15 protein-coding genes are annotated in these 17855 nt (G+C 69.8%); 9 read left to right on the forward strand and 6 right to left on the reverse strand.

Translation table 11 applies throughout. The annotated features are described in order from the left end of the window. Window positions 1-4: 4 nt before the first annotated feature. From Q1B08_RS01435 to rpsD, 5 genes are all read left to right on the forward strand, one after another. Entirely contained in the window at window positions 5-517 is a 513-nt protein-coding gene (locus Q1B08_RS01435; protein ID WP_299813607.1) for a prepilin peptidase, read from the forward strand. A 226-nt stretch (window positions 518-743) separates the two neighbouring features. Beyond that, the gene (locus tag Q1B08_RS01440) at window positions 744-3167 is read left to right on the forward strand and encodes a ligase-associated DNA damage response DEXH box helicase (RefSeq protein WP_299813610.1); all 2424 of its coding nucleotides are present in this window, start codon (window positions 744-746) and stop codon (window positions 3165-3167) included. Window positions 3168-3216: 49 nt separating this feature from the next. Next, window positions 3217-3882, forward strand: coding sequence for a ligase-associated DNA damage response endonuclease PdeM (gene pdeM, locus Q1B08_RS01445; RefSeq protein ID WP_299814864.1), 666 nt, complete (start codon window positions 3217-3219; stop codon window positions 3880-3882). A gap of 2 nt (window positions 3883-3884) precedes the next feature. Continuing rightward, window positions 3885-4388, forward strand: a complete 504-nt coding sequence (locus Q1B08_RS01450; RefSeq protein ID WP_299813613.1) for a lipocalin family protein — start codon at window positions 3885-3887, stop codon at window positions 4386-4388. Between the two features lie 361 nt (window positions 4389-4749). Then, on the forward strand, window positions 4750-5370 hold the full coding sequence (gene rpsD, locus Q1B08_RS01455; protein ID WP_299813616.1) for a 30S ribosomal protein S4: 621 nt from the start codon (window positions 4750-4752) through the stop codon (window positions 5368-5370). Window positions 5371-5433: 63 nt separating this feature from the next. Here the strand turns inward: rpsD and Q1B08_RS01460 are convergent, their stop codons facing one another. Beyond that, on the reverse strand, window positions 5434-6609 hold the full coding sequence (locus Q1B08_RS01460; RefSeq protein ID WP_299813620.1) for a hypothetical protein: 1176 nt from the start codon (window positions 6607-6609) through the stop codon (window positions 5434-5436). 251 nt (window positions 6610-6860) lie between these two features. On the opposite strand from Q1B08_RS01460, the gene Q1B08_RS01465 reads away from it, so the two are divergent. Continuing rightward, window positions 6861-8282, forward strand: a complete 1422-nt coding sequence (locus tag Q1B08_RS01465) for a saccharopine dehydrogenase NADP-binding domain-containing protein (protein ID WP_299813623.1) — start codon at window positions 6861-6863, stop codon at window positions 8280-8282. Between the two features lie 118 nt (window positions 8283-8400). Further along, window positions 8401-9051: a peptide-methionine (S)-S-oxide reductase MsrA gene (msrA, locus tag Q1B08_RS01470; RefSeq protein WP_299813626.1), complete on the forward strand. Its 651-nt coding sequence runs from the start codon at window positions 8401-8403 to the stop codon at window positions 9049-9051. A gap of 36 nt (window positions 9052-9087) precedes the next feature. Here the strand turns inward: msrA and Q1B08_RS01475 are convergent, their stop codons facing one another. From Q1B08_RS01475 to hemB, 3 genes are read right to left on the reverse strand one after another with little or no spacing between them, the layout of a single operon-like run. Beyond that, the gene (locus Q1B08_RS01475; protein ID WP_299813629.1) at window positions 9088-9552 is read right to left on the reverse strand and encodes a copper chaperone PCu(A)C; all 465 of its coding nucleotides are present in this window, start codon (window positions 9550-9552) and stop codon (window positions 9088-9090) included. Between the two features lie 51 nt (window positions 9553-9603). Beyond that, complete coding sequence (locus tag Q1B08_RS01480) at window positions 9604-9972, reverse strand: hypothetical protein (protein ID WP_299813631.1); 369 nt, start codon at window positions 9970-9972, stop codon at window positions 9604-9606. A 59-nt stretch (window positions 9973-10031) separates the two neighbouring features. Further along, the gene (gene hemB, locus Q1B08_RS01485; protein WP_299813634.1) at window positions 10032-11030 is read right to left on the reverse strand and encodes a porphobilinogen synthase; all 999 of its coding nucleotides are present in this window, start codon (window positions 11028-11030) and stop codon (window positions 10032-10034) included. A gap of 105 nt (window positions 11031-11135) precedes the next feature. Between hemB and Q1B08_RS01490 the strand changes: the two genes are divergently transcribed. Together Q1B08_RS01490 and mfd are read left to right on the forward strand one after the other, a co-directional pair. Beyond that, window positions 11136-11663: a component of SufBCD complex gene (locus Q1B08_RS01490; protein WP_299813637.1), complete on the forward strand. Its 528-nt coding sequence runs from the start codon at window positions 11136-11138 to the stop codon at window positions 11661-11663. A 54-nt stretch (window positions 11664-11717) separates the two neighbouring features. Next, a complete protein-coding gene (gene mfd, locus Q1B08_RS01495) occupies window positions 11718-15203 on the forward strand; it encodes a transcription-repair coupling factor (protein WP_299813639.1) in 3486 nt (1161 codons plus the stop codon). A 688-nt stretch (window positions 15204-15891) separates the two neighbouring features. On the opposite strand, the gene Q1B08_RS01500 is transcribed toward mfd, so the two are convergent. After that, window positions 15892-17166, reverse strand: a complete 1275-nt coding sequence (locus Q1B08_RS01500; RefSeq protein ID WP_299813642.1) for a multidrug effflux MFS transporter — start codon at window positions 17164-17166, stop codon at window positions 15892-15894. Beyond that, window positions 17163-17810, reverse strand: a complete 648-nt coding sequence (locus Q1B08_RS01505; RefSeq protein ID WP_299813645.1) for a DsbA family oxidoreductase — start codon at window positions 17808-17810, stop codon at window positions 17163-17165. Before Q1B08_RS01505 ends, Q1B08_RS01500 begins: the two co-directional genes overlap by 4 nt. Window positions 17811-17855 lie beyond the last annotated feature (45 nt).

Raw genomic sequence — 17855 nt, forward strand, 5'->3', positions numbered from 1 at the left:
CACCGTGGACCCGCTCGTCGCGACCCTCGAGACCACGCCGCTGCAGGGCGCGGTGTTCGGCCTTCTGTCGATGCCGATCTGCCTCTGGGTCGCCTATACCGACCTGAGCGCGATGAAGATCCGCAACGAGGCGGTGCTGGCGCTGCTCGCTGTCTTCGTGGTGGCGGGGCTCTTTCTGCTGCCCGTGGGCGAATACTTCTGGCGCTGCGCGCATTTCGTCGTCGTCCTCATTACCGGGTTCCTGCTTTCGACCCTGCGCGCCTTCGGGGCCGGCGACGCGAAGTTCGCGGCGGCGATGGCCCCCTTCGTCGCGTGGCCCGATCTGGGGGAGGTTCTTATCCTCTTCGCCGCGCTCCTTCCGGTCACCTGGCTCCTGCATCGCCTCGTTCGCCGCGTCCCGGCGATCCGCGACCGCGTTCCGCACTGGAAGAGCTGGTCGGAGCCAAAGGACTTCCCGATGGGGATCGCGCTCGCCGCGACGCAGCTCGTCTATCTGGGCCTCGCGGCGACCGGCTGAGACCTCAGGGAATCTGAACGCCCCGGCGGCTACCGAGGGGGGGAGTCGTCCGGAGCGCCGCCGGATGATCCTGCGTCTCGCTCCCGCCGACGTCGGCCTGTCCGCCCCCGCACCGCCGCGCAGCCTCGAAGCGCTGACCCTCGCGCGCCTTGCCGACGTCCTCCGCGCCGAACGGACCCGTCGCCGAGGCCTTCCCCCACCCGGCGGCGGCGCTAGGCTAGACCCGATGGACGCTCCCGCCCCCCCGGACCTGCCTGCCCCGCTCGCCGATTTCTTCGCGCGCCGCCATTGGGTGCTGCACCCCCACCAGCGGGAGATGCTGGCGCGCGCCGACGCGCCCTCGCTCCTGCTCATCGCGCCCACGGGCGGCGGCAAGACGCTGGCCGGGTTCCTGCCGACCCTGACGGAGCTCGCCGAGAGCGGACACGAGGGCCTGCACACGCTTTATGTCAGCCCGCTCAAGGCACTCGCCAACGACATCAAACGCAACCTCCGCACCCCAATCGAGGAGGCGAACCTGCCCATCCGGGTCGAGGACCGGACCGGCGACACCTCGCAGACCGTCCGCAAGCGGCAACGCGCCGACCCGCCGCACATCCTGCTGACGACGCCGGAATCGCTGGCGCTGATGATCAGCTATCCGGACGCGCACCGCACCTTCGCCGGGTTGAAGCGCATCGTCGTGGACGAGATCCACGCGCTCGCCGAGAACAAGCGCGGCGACCAGCTGATGCTCGCGCTGTCGCGCCTCCAGACGATCGCGCCCGGCCTGCGGCGCGTGGGCCTCTCGGCCACGGTGGACGACCCGGGCGTGATCGCGCATTACCTTGCGCGTCATCCCGATCCCTGCCCGATCCTGCATGCCGATCCGGGCCCCGCCCCCGACATCGACATTCTGCCCACGACGGAGGCGCCGCCCTGGGCCGGATCCGGGGGCCGCTACGCCATCCCGGACGTGCTCCGCGAGATCGCGCGCCACACCACCACGCTCGTCTTCCACAATACCCGCGCGCAGGCGGAAATCTTCTTTCACAACCTTTGGCTCGCCAACGAGGACGACCTGCCCATCGGCATCCATCACGGGGCGCTTTCCAAGGAGGCGCGGCAGCGGGTGGAGGCGGCGATGGTCCGGGGCGAGCTGAAGGCCATCGTCGCGACCGGCAGCCTCGACCTGGGGATCGACTGGGGCGACGTCGACCTCGTGATTCAGATCGGTGCGCCGAAGAAGGTCAAGAACCTCGTTCAGCGGATCGGCCGCGCCAACCACCGTTACAACGCGCCATCCAAGGCCCGCCTCGTCCCCGCCAACCGCTTCGAGGTGGTGGAATGCGTGGCCGCGCTCCAGGCGGTGCGCGAGGGCGACCTCGACGGCGACCTGCGGCTCGACGGGCCGCGCGACGTGCTCTGCCAGCACATCGCCATCGTCGCCTGCGCCGGAGATTTCGAGGCCGACACGCTTTTCGCGGAGGTGCGGTCCGTCGGGCCTTTCGCCGCGCTGTCCCGCGCGGCCTTCGAAGAATGCCTCGATTTCGTCGCCACGGGCGGCTACGCGCTGCGCGCCTACGACCGTTACCAGCGGCTGAAGGAACGCGCGCCCGGCCTGTGGGGCCTGCGCGACCCGCGCGCGGCGCGCCAGATCCGCATGAACATCGGCACGATCATCGACACCGACAACCTGAAGGTCCGCATGAAGGGCCGGGGCGGCATGCCCCTGGGCGAGATCGAGGAGGGGTTCGCGAACACGCTCTCCGCCGGCGACACGTTCCTGATGGGCGGCCAGGTCGTACGCTTCGAGACCATGCGCGAGATGATCGTCGAGGTCTCCCCCCGGCCCGAGAAGGAGCCGCGGATCGCCACCTATATCGGCTACAAGTGGACGACCTCGGTGCAGCTGGCCGAGCGCATTCAACGCATCCTGCACGAGGGCGACTATTCCGCCTTTCCCGCCCATACCCGCGACTGGCTCGACCTGCAGCGCCGCGACTCGCGCATGCCCGAGCCCGGCCGCCTTTTGATCGAGACCTTCCCGCGCGACGGCCGCCACCATGTCTGCCTCTACGGCTTCGCGGGGCGAAACGCGCACCAGACGCTCGCATTGCTCATCACCAAGGGAATGGAGGAGGCGGGGCTGGAGCCGCTCTCCTTCGTCTGCTCGGACTACGCCGCCCTGATCTCCGGGTTGCGGCCGGTTCCCGACGTGGCCCGCTTCATGCATCACGAGGGGGTGCGGGACGCGCTCGAATCCTGGCTCCGGGGCAACGCGGTGATGAAGCGCACCTTCCGCAACGCCGCCATCGTCGCCGGGCTGATCGACCGGAACTTCCCGGGCAAGCGATCCTCGGGCAAGCAGGCGACCTTCTCCTCGGACATCCTTTACGACACGCTCCACCGCTACGACCCGGAGCATCTGATGCTGAAGATCACCGAGGAGGAGGCGATGCGCGGCCACATCGACTTCGGGCGGGTGGAGCTTCTGCTCGAGACGGTGGGCGACCGCATCGACCAGATCGACCTCGACCGCGTCACCCCCCTCGCCGCGCCGCTCTTCCTCGAGCGCGGCATCGTCCCGATCAAGGGCCGCGCCGAGTCCCGCCTGATCGAGGAGGAGGCCGCCAGGTTGCTCGCGGAGGCGGGGCTCGCGCCGGACTGAGCGTCCGGCCTCTTGCGCCCGACCGGCCCTCGTGATCCACCCCGAACACATGGGGAACGGCCATACCTTCACCTTCGCCGGCGAACGGCTGATCGCACGCCCCTCCGGCGCGCTGCACTGGCCGGCCGCGCGTCTTCTGGTGGTGAGCGACCTGCATCTGGGCAAGTCCGAGCGGATCGCGCGCCACGGTGGCGCGCTCCTGCCGCCCTACGAGGTGGTGGATACGCTGACCCGGCTCGAGGCGGACATCCACGAAACCGACCCCGCCGCCGTGATCTCGCTCGGCGACAGCTTCGACGACATGGCCGCGGCCGATGGGCTGGCCCCCGCCTTCCGCGACTGGCTCGACCGCCTCGTCGCCGGGCGCGACTGGACCTGGGTCACGGGCAACCATGACCCGGGACCTACGGGGCTGGGCGGCCATGCGGCGGAGGGGGTGGCTTGCGGGCCGATGACCTTCCGGCACATCGCGACCGACGACGGCACTTTCGAGGTCTCGGGCCACTATCACCCGAAGGCGTCGCTCCGCATCCGCGGCCGGGCGATCTCGCGGCCCTGCTTCCTGCGCGACGACCGGCGGCTGATCCTGCCCGCCTACGGCACCTATACCGGCGGGCTGCGCTCGCGCGACCGCGCGCTGGCCGCTCTGATGGACAAGGGCGCCCGCGCCATCCTTGCCGGTCTGCCGATGGTCGAGATCCCGATGCCGCGCTGAGCATGCGCGCCCTCGTTCTTCTGGTCGCGCTGACCGCCTGCACCCCGTCAACGCCGGTGCAGACGTTCCGCGATCCCGCCGTCACCATCGCTTCCAAAGCGGATTTCGACGCTGCCCGCTTCGCCGGACGCTGGCACGAGATCGCGCGGCTCGAAGGCGCCGTCGCCTGCCCCCTGCTGGACGCGGGCATGGCCGGCCATCGCCTCCGTCTCGCCGAAACCTGCGTCGACGGTCGCCGGCGCCGGGTCGCGCGGCTTGTCGGGCCGGGCCGCCTCGCTTTGTCGGACGGAACGGAACTCTGGGTGCTTTGGATCGACGCCGACGGCCGCACCGCGATCCTGGCGAGCCCCGACGGCGGAATCGCGCGCATTCTCGACCGACAACCTTACGTTGCGGAAGACCGTTGGCGGGCCGCGCTCGCCGTCCTCGAATTCAACGGGTTCCGGACCGACGCGCTCGCCGTCACGTCCGCGGCAGCCGGTCGCATCGGGGATTACCCGAAGTAACGACGAATCACTATTTGACGCATGAATCGGCGATGGGCTATCAAATCTCAACGGTCGGGCAGTGACCGGAAATACGAAATAATAACAGACGGTAACCCAGAGGCAGGGGTGCCTTCGGCATGCGGGTCATGGCGTCGTTGCATCATCTATCTACAGGCCCGGGCGGACGGCTTCGACCTGTCCGCCCGTCGGCCCGCGTTGCATCCTGCTGTCCGGTTGACAGCATCCGATCCGCCGCATAATGGGCGGCTTCCATTGGTGTTGGTGGCCCCCGCGAGGGGATGCCTGTCGGACATGTTCGCATGTCAGAGGACAACGCCCTTCCCGCCCCGCGAGGGGTTCCGACGAAGGAGATCAGACGGTGACCAAACGCACCTCTGCCAAGTACAAGCTCGACCGCCGCATGGGCGAAAATATCTGGGGCCGCGCGAAGAGCCCGGTCAACCGCCGCGAATACGGCCCCGGCCAGCACGGCCAGCGCCGCAAGGGCAAGATGTCCGACTTCGGCCTTCAACTTCGCGCCAAGCAGAAGCTGAAGGGCCATTACGGCGACCTGACCGAAAAGCAGTTCCGCCGCATCTTCGCCGAGGCCGAGCGTCAGCGCGGCGATACGGGCGAGCAGCTCATCGGCCTGCTGGAGCGGCGCCTCGATGCGGTGGTCTATCGCGCCAAGTTCGTGGCGACCATCTTCGCCGCCCGCCAGTTCGTGAACCACGGCCACGTCACCGTGAACGGTCAGCGCGTGAACATTCCCTCCTACAGCGTCAAGGAGGGCGACGTGATCGCCGTCCGCGACAAGTCCAAGCAGCTCGCGGTCGTGCTCGAATCCGTTGGCCTGGCGGAGCGCGACGTGCCGGACTACCTTGAGGCGGACCATTCCAAGATGACCGCCACCTTCGTGCGGACGCCCGGTCTTTCGGACGTGCCCTATGCGGTGGTGATGGAGCCGAACCTCGTCATCGAATATTACGCGCAGAACTGATCCGCGCGATCTCGTGACAGCGGAGGGCCGTCCCGCCGGGGCGGCCCTTCTTGCATGCGGCGCCTATTGCAGGCGGTCGCGCAGTATCCGGGAGATCCGGTCGACGAGCTCGGGCAGTTGCGGCGCCCGGCCCGACGGCTGCGCGGTGCGGCGTCCGCCGCGCGTCCCCCGCCCCTCCATCCAGATCTCGACGATTCGGTCCTGCGGAGTCGGCCGGTAGCTCGTGAAGTCCCGCGCCCGAATGTCGAGAAGTCCGGCGATCGCCTGCGCCGCGGCGCGATCCTCTTCGTGATAGAAGCGAAGATGAGTCTCGCTGATCGTGAGGTTCACCGTGATCGGATCGGCGACCGGAAGGTCCGCGGATTGCAGCGCATCCGAGACGGCGTTCCGGCCCTCGGTCCCGACGCTGGGCGGGGCGTGCACGACCAGCCTCAGGCCCGACCGCGCCGCCTCCTCCAAGGCGTCGATTCCGGCGTCCATCGCGGCGACATCCGCCCCGGGCGCAACCTCCTCCGCAACGATCGTCGCGGTCCCGTCCGTCGCCCTCTGCGCTTCCGGCCCGGCCTCCGGCTCGACGACGATCTCGATGCCCGCTGCGTCCTCGTCCGCCGAATCCGGAGACGGTGCGGTCGCGTCCTCGACCACGTCCGCCTGCAACTCGGACGACGCCGCCGGATCGGCGTCCGCCGGTTCGGGCGCGGAGGCCACCCCCTCCTCCGGTTCGGGCTCGGCGGGCCGGGCAAGAGCCGCCTCGGCCAACGGGTCCGCGACGCTCGGCGACGGGGGCTCGACCGAAGCTGCGGCGACGGGATCGGCAGAGGGTACAGGCCCCGTCTCCACCGTGATCGTCCGAGTCGCAGGCGCCTCCGCCACCGGTTCGAGCCGGCCCGCCATGATCGCGCCGATGGCGATGCCGATGCAAAGAAGCGCGAGCCCGAGGCAACCGAAGGCGATGACCTTCCAGCGCCGCTCGGTCGCGCGCACCGGACGCTCGGCCGGATCGACGACGGGCGGCGGCGGTGCCGGCACCGGCCGCGTCCCCGTCGGCGCACGCAGGACGCGCGCGACGGGATCGGGCCGTTCGGCTTCGGGCGCGGGTTCGCCCGGGGCGGGCGCTTCCTCGTCTCCCGCCTCCTTCCGGCGGCGACGAAGCACCTCGGCGCGTTCGGCCCGCGCCTTCTCGAGACGCTGCTCCCAATGCCCCGGATCGTAGGGCAGATCGGAGGAGGTCGAGGGCACGCCGCCGCCTCCCCGAATCCGATCTCCGACCGCCTTGCCCATCCGTCTCCCCCGACCCTCGACACCGCCGCGATTGTTCACGGAGCCCGCGATGCCCTAAGGGTGGCTGCGCGCGCCGCGCCGTCAATCCCCCCGCAGAGCGGCCGACCCGGACAAACACCCGGCGATTGCGGCGGGCCCCGCCCGTTCCGGTCGGAACGATACTGGAGACACGACGCCCACGCCACTACAAGGCGCCGAAACGAAAGGACTTGCCGATGACCCACCCCATCCACGCCCGGATCGACGGCGCCATCGTCATGATCGGGTTCGGCTCGATCGGCCGTGGCACGTTGCCGCTCATCGAGCGGCATTTCCACTACGACCCGGCGCAACTCACCGTGATCGACCCCTCCGACCGCGCTTCCGCCCATCTCGACGACCGCGGCATCGCCCACCGGCAGGTCGCGCTGACGCCCGACAATTACCGCGAGGTTCTGGGCGAGCTTCTGACCCCCGGACGGGGCTTCTGCGTCAACCTCTCGGTCGACACGTCCTCGCTCGACCTGATGCGGTACTGCCGCGAACTCCGCGTGCCTTATATCGACACCGTGATCGAACCCTGGGCGGGGTTCTATTTCGACACCGACGACAACGCCGCCCGCACGAACTACGCGCTGCGTCAGGCCGTGCGCGACGAGAAGGCCTGGAACCCGGGCGGCACCACCGCCGTCTCCTGCTGCGGTGCCAATCCCGGCATGGTGTCGTGGTTCGTGAAGGCCGCGCTTCTGCGGCTGGCGGAGGATACCGGCGCCGACGCGACCGCGCCCGCCTCCCGCGAGGGCTGGGCCCGGCTCATGCAGTCGCTCGACGTCAAGGGCGTCCACATCGCCGAGCGCGACACGCAGGCGCGCCGCCTTCCGCGTCCCCGCGACGTCTTCGTCAACACCTGGTCGGTCGAGGGCTTCATCGCCGAGGGGTTCCAGCCCGCCGAGCTCGGCTGGGGCACGCACGAGACCTGGTTCCCGGAGAACGCCCGCCGCCACGGCTCCGGCTGCCAGTCGGCGATCTGGCTGAACCGGCCCGGCGCGATCACCCGCGTCCATAGCTGGTGTCCGACGCCGGGGCCGCAATTCGGCTATCTCGTGACCCACAACGAGGCGATCTCCATCGCCGATTACTACACGGTCGGGGAAGGTCCGGGACCGGAGTTCCGCCCGACCTGCCACTACGCCTACCACCCCTGCGACGATGCCGTCCTGTCGCTGCACGAGATGTTCGGCGCCGGCGTGACGCAGGCCGACCACCACATCCTGACCGAGGACGAGATCGTGGAGGGCGTGGACGAGCTGGGCGTGCTTCTCTTCGGTCACGCGAAGAACGCCCTCTGGTACGGCTCGCGCCTGTCGAACGAGGAAACGAAGCGCCTTGCCCCCGACCAGAACGCGACCGGGCTTCAGGTCACCTCCGCCGTGCTGGCGGGCATGGTCTGGGCGCTCGAGAACCCGGAGGCGGGCATCGTCGAGACCGACGAAATGAACCACGCGCGCTGCCTCGAAATCCAGACCCCCTATCTCGGGCCCGTCGAGGCGCATTACACCGACTGGACCCCGCTCCAGGACCGCTGGCAGCACTTCCCCGAGGATATCGACGAAAGCGATCCCTGGCAGTTCCGCAACGTGCTGGCGAGTTGAGCCGTCCGGGCGGGCGACCCGGCGCAATCGAAGCCGCCCGGCCCCGCACGGGCCGTCCCGTGCCCCCTGTAAGACGCGCCGCCGGAACCTATATTCAGGGCCGACAAGGAGAGAGCCGATGTTCAACCTGCTGCGCAAGAAATCCGAGATGGTCGCCCGCGACGACGCCCTGCCCGGCCGCGACGCCCCGCTCCCGACCGCAAAGACCCACCATGTCTACGGCACGCCGCTTTCGAACGACGTGCCGGACGGTATGGCCGAGGCGATGTTCGGCATGGGCTGCTTCTGGGGCGTGGAGCGCATGTTCTGGAAGCTGCCCGGCGTGCATATGACTCTCGTGGGCTATGCCGGCGGCTACACGCCGAACGCCACCTACGACGAGGTCTGCTCAGGCCGGACCGGCCACAACGAGGTCGTGCGCGTGATCTACGATCCCGAGCGGATCAGCTACGAGGATCTGCTGCGCACCTTCTGGGAAGGCCACGACCCGACGCAGGGCATGCGCCAGGGCAACGACATGGGCACGCAGTACCGCTCCGGCATCTATACCTACACAGCCGGGCAGAAGACCGCCGCGGAAGCCAGCCGCGACGCGTTCCAGACGCGCCTGAAGGGGGCTGGCTACGGCGAGATCACCACCGAGATCGTCGACGCCCCGGCCTTCTACCACGCCGAGGACTACCACCAGCAATACCTGTCGAAGAATCCGGCGGGCTATTGCGGGGTCGGCGGTACCGGCGTCACCTGCCCGATCGGCGTCGGCGCCTGAACGGATGCGGGCCGGCGATCCGCCGGCCCGCACCGCCTAGTGGTCGGAGCGGCCGCCGGCGCCGCCCCGCGGCTCGACCTCGAAGACGATCTCCACGGGCCCGGCTCCCTCGAAGACCAGGGTGGCGGGGATCTCCGTTCCCGCCCTGAGCCCGACTTCGAGTTGCGTGAACATGACGTGCATCCCCCCGGGCGCCAGCGTCACCGTTTCGCCGGCCGGAATCGGTATGCCGCCCTCCAGCGGACCCATCCGCATCACGCCGTCCTCCATCGCCATCTCGTGCAGTTGCGCGTCGCCGGCCACGTCCGGCGCGACGATGACCGCGAGCAGCCGGTCGTCGCGCGGGCCGGTATTCCTGATCGTCATGTACCCGCCGCCGACGGGCGCGTTGCCCACAGTCTCGATGGCGAAGGGATGCGCTATGGCAACGGAACTGGTCGCGTCGTCCTGCGCATACGCGGGTGCGCCCAGAAGGGCGGCAAGGAATAGGATGCGTTTCATGGTCTTGTCCTGATCTGTCGTGAAAGCGGCCCGGGCTTCGCCCGGCGGGGATCAGACGGGGCGGGGCGGCCCCCGCTTCGGCGGCGGGCCGTGCCAGCGGGCGGCGCGCGGCGTGGCGCCCGCCCGCATGGCCGGGCGTTCGGCCGGAACGAGGCGATGCCAGACAGGCGCGACGGCCGCCCTGCCGCGCACGAGGTCGGGCACGGCGCAGGGTCCGTGATCGGAAAGCTCCGTTTCCACGGGCACGCCGTCCGACCCGACATGAAGGATCGCGATGCTGTCGCCCCGGCAGATCACGGCCGCACGGAACCCCGCCGCATCCGCGAGGGCGGCGCCCATGCGCGGCAGGAGAAGCCCCGCCACCACGCAGAGCACGAGGAGCCGCGCGGCGAAGCGGGCCGTATCGGATCGCGGTCTCATGCCGTCCTCCTGTCGCGACGTGCCCCGCCGCGCAACGGCGATCGCCCCGGACCCGGCGGCTATTCCCACCCCGCCCGGATCAGCGCCGCCGCCTCGGGCGCGAAATAGGTCAGCACCCCGTCGCAGCCCGCCCGGCGGAACGCCATCAGGCTTTCCATCATCGCCCGCTCGCCGTCGATCCAGCCATTGCCGGCCGCCGCGCGGATCATCGCGTATTCGCCGGACACCTGATAGGCATAGGTCGGCACGGCGAAAGCGTCCTTCACCCGGCGGCAAAGGTCGAGATACGGCATCCCGGGCTTGACCATCACCATGTCCGCCCCCTCCCCGAGGTCGCGCGCGACGCAGCGCAGCCCCTCGTCGGAATTCGCGAAGTCGAGCTGGTAGGTCTTCTTGTCGCCCCGGAGCGCGCCGGACGCGCCGACCGCGTCGCGGAACGGCCCGTAGAAGGCCGAGGCGTATTTGGCGGCGTAGGACATGATCGTCACGTCGGTCCGCCCCGCCGCCTCCAGCGCGCCGCGGATCGCGGCGATGCGTCCGTCCATCATGTCCGACGGCCCGAGGATGTCTGCCCCCGCCTCGGCCTGCGCCATCGCCATGCGGACCAGCGCCTCGACGCTCTCGTCGTTGACGATCGCGCCGTCGCGCACGATCCCGTCGTGACCCAGCGCGTTGTAGGGGTCGAGCGCGATGTCGGTCATCACCGCGATCTCCGGCACCGCCCGCTTGATCGCCCGCGTCGCGCGGTTCGACAGGTTCTCGGGGTTCCACGCCTCCGCGCAATCGTCGGTCTTCAGCGACGGATCGGTATAGGGGAACAGGCAGATCGCCCGGATCCCCATGCCATGCGCCTCGGCGGCCGCCTCCGCCGTCAGGTCGACCGAGCGGCGGATCACGCCCGGCATCGACGGCACCTCCTGGCGGACGCCCTCCCCGTCGCAGACGAAGACCGGCCAGATCAGGTCGTCGGTCGAAAGGCGATGCTCGCGCGTCAGGGCGCGCAGCGCGGGCGTTCGGCGCAGGCGGCGCGGACGATAGGCGGGAAAGGCGGCGGACATGATGCACGTTTGCGACAGATGCCCGCCCCCCGCAAGCGGCGCATGCTTGCCAATCCGCCTTCGCGCGGGCGACATGCACGGAGCAATCGGGAGGGGCGGAGGGCGTTGGATTTCCGATTTCTGGAACTGGCCTTCGAGGCCATCGACCTGCGGTCCTTCTCGAACCTGTGGTTCTGGATCGCGCTGGCGGTGCTGTGGTCGACCGCCTCGCACTGGATCGTGGGCGTTCCCTTCGACCTCGTACGCCGCGCCGCGTCCGGCGACACGGAAGCGCTCGCCGACATGAAGACGCTTGCCCGCGTCCATGCCCGCCGCCTCGCCTTCATCGCCGACAGTGCCGGCATCGTCATCGTGGCGCTCCTGTGCTTCGCGATAACCTCGCTGGCGCTGGCGGGGTTTCTTTACGGGCTGGAATTCGCGCAGGCCGTGCTTCTCCTCCTGATCCCAATGACGCTGGTGGGCGGGATCACGCTGCGCGCGGCGCGGCGCGTGCCCGGTCTGGACGTGAACGATCTGGGCAACCTTCTGTGGCGCACGCGGCGCACGATCCAGCTGATCGGCATCCTGTCGATCTTCGTGACCTCCATGTGGGGGATGTGGGTGAACCTGAACGTGAGCGTCCTCGGATACTGAGGGCCGCGACCCGCGCCATTGACACCGCGACCTTGGTCGTTACCTGCATCCCCCATGCTGGACGCCACTTCCCCCTTGCCGCAGGGCCACATCCGCGTCGGCGGCGCGCCCGAGGGCTACGACGCGCATGTCGTCCTGAAGGAACTCGAAAAGGGCCAGCCGGTCGTCCATGTCGCGCGCGACGACAAGCGGGCGGAGGCGATGGCCGCCGCGCTTCGCGCGCACCAGGCCGGCGTCACCGTGCTGCGCGTGCCCGCCTGGGACTGCCTGCCCTACGACCGTCTTTCGCCCGCGCCCGAGATCGCCGCGACCCGGATGGCGACGCTGACCGCGCTGGCCCACGGGCTCGACGGCGCCTTCGTGATCCTGACGACGCTCGCCTCCGTCACGCAGCGCATCCCCTCGCGCGCCACGCTCAGGGGCACGGGCTTCGCCGCCCGGCTGAATCAGCGCATCGACGAGGAGGCGCTTCGCGACTTCCTCGTCCGCATGGGCTTCACCCAGACGCCCACCGTGACGGAGCCCGGCGACTGGTCGCCCCGCGGCGGCATCATCGACATCTGGCCGCCGGGCCAGCCGCAGCCGATCCGCCTCGACCTTTTCGGCGACACGCTCGACGGCCTGCGGCGGTTCGATCCCGCCACGCAGCGGACGACGGATCATCTCAAGCTGATCGAGCTTGCCCCCGTCTCCGAGGTCATCCTCGACGGCCCGGCCATCACACGCTTCCGGCAGACCTACCGCATCGAGTTCGGCGCGGCGGGCACCGACGACCCGCTCTACGAGGCGGTCTCGGCCGGCCGGAAGGCGCAGGGCATGGAGCACTGGCTGCCCTTCTTCCACGAGACGCTGGAAACGCTGCCCGATTACCTGCCCCGCGCCTCTTTCCTCTTCGACGAGGCCTCGCTCGCGCATTACGCCGAGCGGTGGACGCAGATCACCGACATGTACGACAACCGGCGCGAGGCGATGGTGGCCAAGGGTCGCGTCGACAGCGTCTACAAGCCCGCCCGCCCTGAAACGCTCTACCTCGACCCGCCGTCGTTCGAGACCGCGCTCGCGGGGCGCCGCGTCCTGCACCTGTCGCCCCTGCCCACCGCCCCCGGCCCGGGCGTCATCGATGCCGGCGGGCGGATCGGCCGCAGCTTCGCGCCCGAGCGGCAGCTCGAGGACGTCAACCTGTTCGAGACGCTGGCCGCCCATATCGCCGACAAGCGCGGCGACGGCGGCGTGGTGATCGCCAGCTATTCCGGCGGCGCGCGCGAGCGGCTCGAGGGCCTGCTCGAGGATCAGGGCGTCACCGGCCTGAAGGCCGTCCGCCGCCTCGACGAGATCGCGAAGGGCGAGGTCGGGCTCGCCGTCTGGGCGCTGGACCGCGGCTGGGAGGGGCCGGTCGGCAAGACACGGCTCACCGTCATCTCCGAGCAGGACGTGCTGGGCGAGCGGCTGATCCGCGGCAAGAAGAAGAAGCGCCGCGCCGAAAACTTCCTGACCGAGGCGCAGGCGCTGTCGGTGGGCGACCTCGTGGTTCATGTCGATCACGGCGTCGGCCGCTTCACCGGGTTCGAGACGGTCACGGCCGCCGGCGCGCCGCACGAATGCCTGGCGCTCGAATATGCCGGCGGCGACCGGCTGTTCCTGCCGGTCGAGAACGTCGAGCTGCTGTCGCGCTACGGGCAGGAGGAGGGACTGCTCGACAAGCTCGGCGGCGGCGCGTGGCAGGCCCGCAAGGCCCGCCTGAAGGAGCGCATCCGCCAGGTCGCCGAGCGCCTGATGCGGATCGCGGCCGAGCGCGCGCTGCGCCGCGCCCCCATCCTCGAGCCGCCCCGCGACATGTGGGAGACCTTCGCCGCCCGCTTCCCCTACGAGGAGACGGACGATCAGATGCAGGCGATCGAGGACGTCGCGACCGACCTCGCCTCCGGCAATCCGATGGATCGGCTGGTCGTCGGCGACGTCGGCTTCGGCAAGACCGAGGTGGCGATGCGCGCCGCCTTCATCGCCGCCACGTCGGGCAAGCAGGTGGCGGTCGTCGCGCCCACCACCCTTCTTGCCCGCCAGCACGCCAAGTCCTTCGCCGACCGGTTCCGCGGCCTGCCCATCGTGGTCCGTCAGTTGTCGCGCTTCGTGCCCGCCAAGCAGGCCGCCGAGACCCGCGCGGGCATCGCCGACGGCACCGTGGACATCGCCATCGGCACCCACGCCCTTCTCGCCAAGGGCGTGCGCTTCGCCGAGCTCGGCCTGCTGGTCATCGACGAGGAGCAGCATTTCGGCGTGAGCCACAAGGAGCGCCTGAAGGAGATGCGCTCCGACGTGCACGTCCTGACGCTCTCGGCGACGCCGATCCCCCGCACGTTGCAGATGTCGCTCACCGGCGTGCGCGACCTGTCGATCATCGGCACCCCGCCCGTCGACCGCCTGGCGATCCGCACCTACGTCTCCGAGTTCGACACCGTGCAGGTGCGCGAGGCGCTGCTCCGCGAGCATTACCGGGGCGGGCAGTCCTTCGTCGTGGTGCCCCGCATCACCGACCTGCCCGACATGGAGGCCTTCCTGCGCGAGCAGCTGCCGGAGCTTTCCTACGTCATCGCCCACGGGCAGCTCGCCGCCGGCGATCTGGATAGCCGGATGAACGCCTTCTACGACGGCAAGTACGACGTGCTCCTGTCCACGACGATCATCGAGTCTGGGATCGACATCCCGACCGCGAACACGATGGTCATCTGGCGCGCCGACATGTTCGGCCTGAGCCAGCTCTACCAGATCCGAGGCCGCGTCGGCCGCTCCAAGACACGCGCCTACGCGTTCCTGACGACAAAGCCCCGCACCAAGCTGACCACCAGCGCCGAGCGGCGGTTGAAGGCGCTCGGGTCCATCGACGCGCTCGGGGCGGGGTTCAACATCGCCAGCCAGGATCTCGACCTGCGCGGCGGCGGCAACATCATCGGCGAGGAGCAATCCGGCCAGATGCGCGAGGTCGGGCCGGAACTCTACCAGTCGATGCTGGAGGAGACGATCGGCAAGCTGAAGGCCGGCACGGCAGACCTGCCCGACGCGCTCGGCGACGACTGGTCGCCGCAGATCAACCTCGGCGTACCGGTCCTGATCCCCGAGGATTACGTCACCGACCTCGACCTCCGGCTCGGCCTCTACCGCCGCCTGGCGGGGCTCGAGAAGAAGGTGGAACTCGAGGGCTTCGCCGCCGAGCTCATCGACCGCTTCGGCCCCCTCCCCCGCGAGGTCAATGTCCTGCTGCGGATCGTCCGCATCAAGGCGATGTGCAAGGCCGCGGGCATCGAGCGGCTGAACGTGGGCGAGAAGGGCGCGACGGTGGAGTTCCACGGCAACCGCTTCGCCAGGCCCGAGGGGCTGGTGGATTTCATCAAGTCCGAGCGCGGCGCGGCCTCCATCAAGGGCGACAAGCTTGTCCTGAAGCGCGATTTCCCGGCCGAGGCCGACCGCATCAAGGGTGCCTTCTCGCTCGCCCGCGATCTCGCCGTCCATGCCGGCGCGGCCAAGCGCGGGGGCGGCGAGAACTGACGGGCGGTCTCGCGCGACGCGCCGCGCGGAGGTGCCGGGTTCGGCAAACACCCGAGACCATCGAAGGCCACGACGTCGTCCGCATCGTCATCGCGCTCGCCCCGTTCGGCCTATCATTGCAGCCCGCGCTGCAGCGACACCGCGTCTTCAACCTTCCGTTCTTCTACGTTCGAGCCGGCGCGCTTCCGGCCGGGCTTGGGATGCGGATCGTCCACCCGCTCACCGGAGGCTTGCCGGCGGCTGTCAGGCGGACGTGATCGAGCACGCCTCCGAGCTCATCGTCCTCACCTCCCACGCCGTGGCTGGCCGCGCCCTTGTCACGAGAGCCGGCTGGCGGAACTGGACCCCGGCCTGACGGCCGCGCGCCATCTGGAGGCCGGTCACGCTGATCGCGGTGGACCCCATGCCATCCCAACCAGGAGGGCTACGGGAAATACGTCCACCACGACGCCGGGTCGCCTGAGGGGATCCTGCTCGCCATCCTGCTTCTCCGGCTCGGCACCTTCATCGACGCCGGCACAGGCGAGCAGGTAACGTGTTGCAACGTCGGCTTCGCGCTTGTCCCGTTTACGTCCTGCGACCGCCGGTCTGGGCTGCCCGGCCTAACGGCGATCCAGGCGGAAATGGCGCTGCCTCGCGTGTGCAGACCGTGACGGCTCCGGACCCGGATGCGTTCGTCACGCAGACCTCAGTGCGGGGCCCGGCCCTCGGAGGGCGAATCCATCGGCTCCTCCTGCAACCGGCGGGAGAGCAGGAGCGCCAGCGCGATGCAGATCACCGCCCCGGTCGCGAGCGGGACCGGCGTGCCGTCGAAGGACAGCCCGATCGCGGCGGCGACCACGACAGCGAGCACCGTGCTCACCGCGGCGATCACCGAGGACGCCATGCCCGCGATATGGCCCATCGGCTGCATCGCGACGGCATTCAGGTTGCCGATCGTCAGACCCGCCATGGCGAAGGTGCCGATCTGCCAGAGCAGGAAGACCGCGAACAGTGCATCCGCCGGCAGGACGTCCAGCATCCAGACCGCCAGCAGCCCGACCGACAGGACCAGATGCACCGTCAACGCGCGCCGCAGGAGCCACAACATCCCGAGCCGCATCACCAGACGCGCGTTCACGAAGGACGCGGCCCCGGAGATCAGCGCGACGATGCAGAACCACACCGGAAAGCTTTCCGCGCGGTGGAAGGAGATGTCGTAGACCTGCTGCACCGAGGTGATCGTCCCGAAAAGGACGCCGAAGATCAGCGTCTGCATCAGGATCGAGCGCCGCACGTTCGGATGCGCCAGCACCTCGCGGCAGGACAGGCGCAGCGGCGTCAGCCGCATCGGGCGGCGCATCGCGCGGGGCAGCGTCTCCGGCTGGCGCAGCGCGAGCCAGGCCGAGGTCACAGCCGAAAACAGCACGAACGCCGCGAAAAGTCCGCGCCAGCCGGCCACGTCGATGACGAGCGACCCGATCAGGGGCGCGAAGGCCGGGACGAGCGTGAAGGTCATCATCACGAAGCTCGAGATCCGCGCCATCCCGCGCCCGGCATAAAGGTCGCGGATCATCGCCTGCGCGGCCACTCGCGGTCCGCTGGCGCCAAGCCCCTGCACGACGCGGGCGAGCAGCAGCGTCTCGAGGCTCGGCGCGACGGAGGCGGCGAGCGCGCCCACGCAGTAGAGGATCGCCCCGCCCAGCATCACGTTCTTGCGCCCGAGCGCGTCGGACATCGGCCCCACGAACAGCGTACCGAGCCCCATGCCGAACACAAAGGCCACGATCACGAGCTGCGCCGCATTGGCGCTTCCGGGCGACAATTGCCGCCCGATCTCCGGCAGGGCGGGCAGCATGGAATCGATGGAAAAGGCGATGGTCGCCACCAGCATCGCCATCAGGGCGATGAACTCGACCTCCGAGAGCGCGCGCGCCCGCTCCGGCGCCACCGCCCGCACGGGCGCGTCGGGGGGCGCGCTCATCGCCCCTCCCCTCCGGAGGCCGCCAGCAGCTCGTCGATCACCTGCGCCCACAGCTCCGGCGGCTGCGCGCCGGGCACGACATGCTGCTCCCCGATCACGAAGGTCGGCACGCCGGTCACGCCCCGCTCGCGCGCATGGGTGTCCCGCGTCCGGATATCCTCCCGGTCCGCGTCGGAGGCAAACAGGCGGGCCGTCATGTCCGCGTCCAGCCCGCACCCGGCGCCGATCCCGGTAAGAACCGCCGTGTCGCCGATGTCGCGACCCTGCTCGAAATACGCCTCGAACAGGGCCTGCACGACCGGCGTCTGCTTGTTCTCAAGCCCCGCCCAATGGATCAGGCGATGGGCGTCGAGCGTGTTCGGCACCCGCTCGATGGCTGCGAAGTCGATGGAGAGCCCCGCCGCCTCCGCCGCTTCCAGTACCGGCGCGTAGGCCCTGGCGGCCCCCTCGCGCCCGCCGAACTTCGCCTCCAGATAGGCGCGGCGGTCCATGCCGCCCTTCGGCATGTCGAAGTTCAGCTGGTAGGGATGCCATTCGAGCGCGAACGGATGGTCCGGCCGCCGCGCGAGCGTTTTGAACAGGTGCGCCTTGCCGATATAGCACCAGGGGCAGATCGGGTCGGACAGGATATCGAGCTTTATCATCGGAGGTCCCGCATTGCCGGGATCCCCTACGCCTCACCGACGGCA

Source organism: uncultured Jannaschia sp., from assembly GCF_947494025.1.
GTDB lineage: Bacteria > Pseudomonadota > Alphaproteobacteria > Rhodobacterales > Rhodobacteraceae > Jannaschia.

Bases quoted from the DNA above. Each gene is read 5' to 3' on its own strand.
- Q1B08_RS01440 (WP_299813610.1), top strand. From the start codon at position 744: ATGGACGCTCCCGCCCCCCCGGACCTGCCTGCCCCGCTCGCCGATTTC.
- pdeM (WP_299814864.1), top strand. From the start codon at position 3,217: ATGGGGAACGGCCATACCTTCACCTTCGCCGGCGAACGGCTGATCGCA.
- Q1B08_RS01450 (WP_299813613.1), top strand. From the start codon at position 3,885: ATGCGCGCCCTCGTTCTTCTGGTCGCGCTGACCGCCTGCACCCCGTCA.
- msrA (WP_299813626.1), top strand. From the start codon at position 8,401: ATGTTCAACCTGCTGCGCAAGAAATCCGAGATGGTCGCCCGCGACGAC.
- Q1B08_RS01475 (WP_299813629.1), bottom strand. From the start codon at position 9,552: ATGAAACGCATCCTATTCCTTGCCGCCCTTCTGGGCGCACCCGCGTAT.
- Q1B08_RS01480 (WP_299813631.1), bottom strand. From the start codon at position 9,972: ATGAGACCGCGATCCGATACGGCCCGCTTCGCCGCGCGGCTCCTCGTG.
- hemB (WP_299813634.1), bottom strand. From the start codon at position 11,030: ATGTCCGCCGCCTTTCCCGCCTATCGTCCGCGCCGCCTGCGCCGAACG.
- mfd (WP_299813639.1), top strand. From the start codon at position 11,718: ATGCTGGACGCCACTTCCCCCTTGCCGCAGGGCCACATCCGCGTCGGC.
- Q1B08_RS01500 (WP_299813642.1), bottom strand. From the start codon at position 17,166: ATGAGCGCGCCCCCCGACGCGCCCGTGCGGGCGGTGGCGCCGGAGCGG.
- Q1B08_RS01505 (WP_299813645.1), bottom strand. From the start codon at position 17,810: ATGATAAAGCTCGATATCCTGTCCGACCCGATCTGCCCCTGGTGCTAT.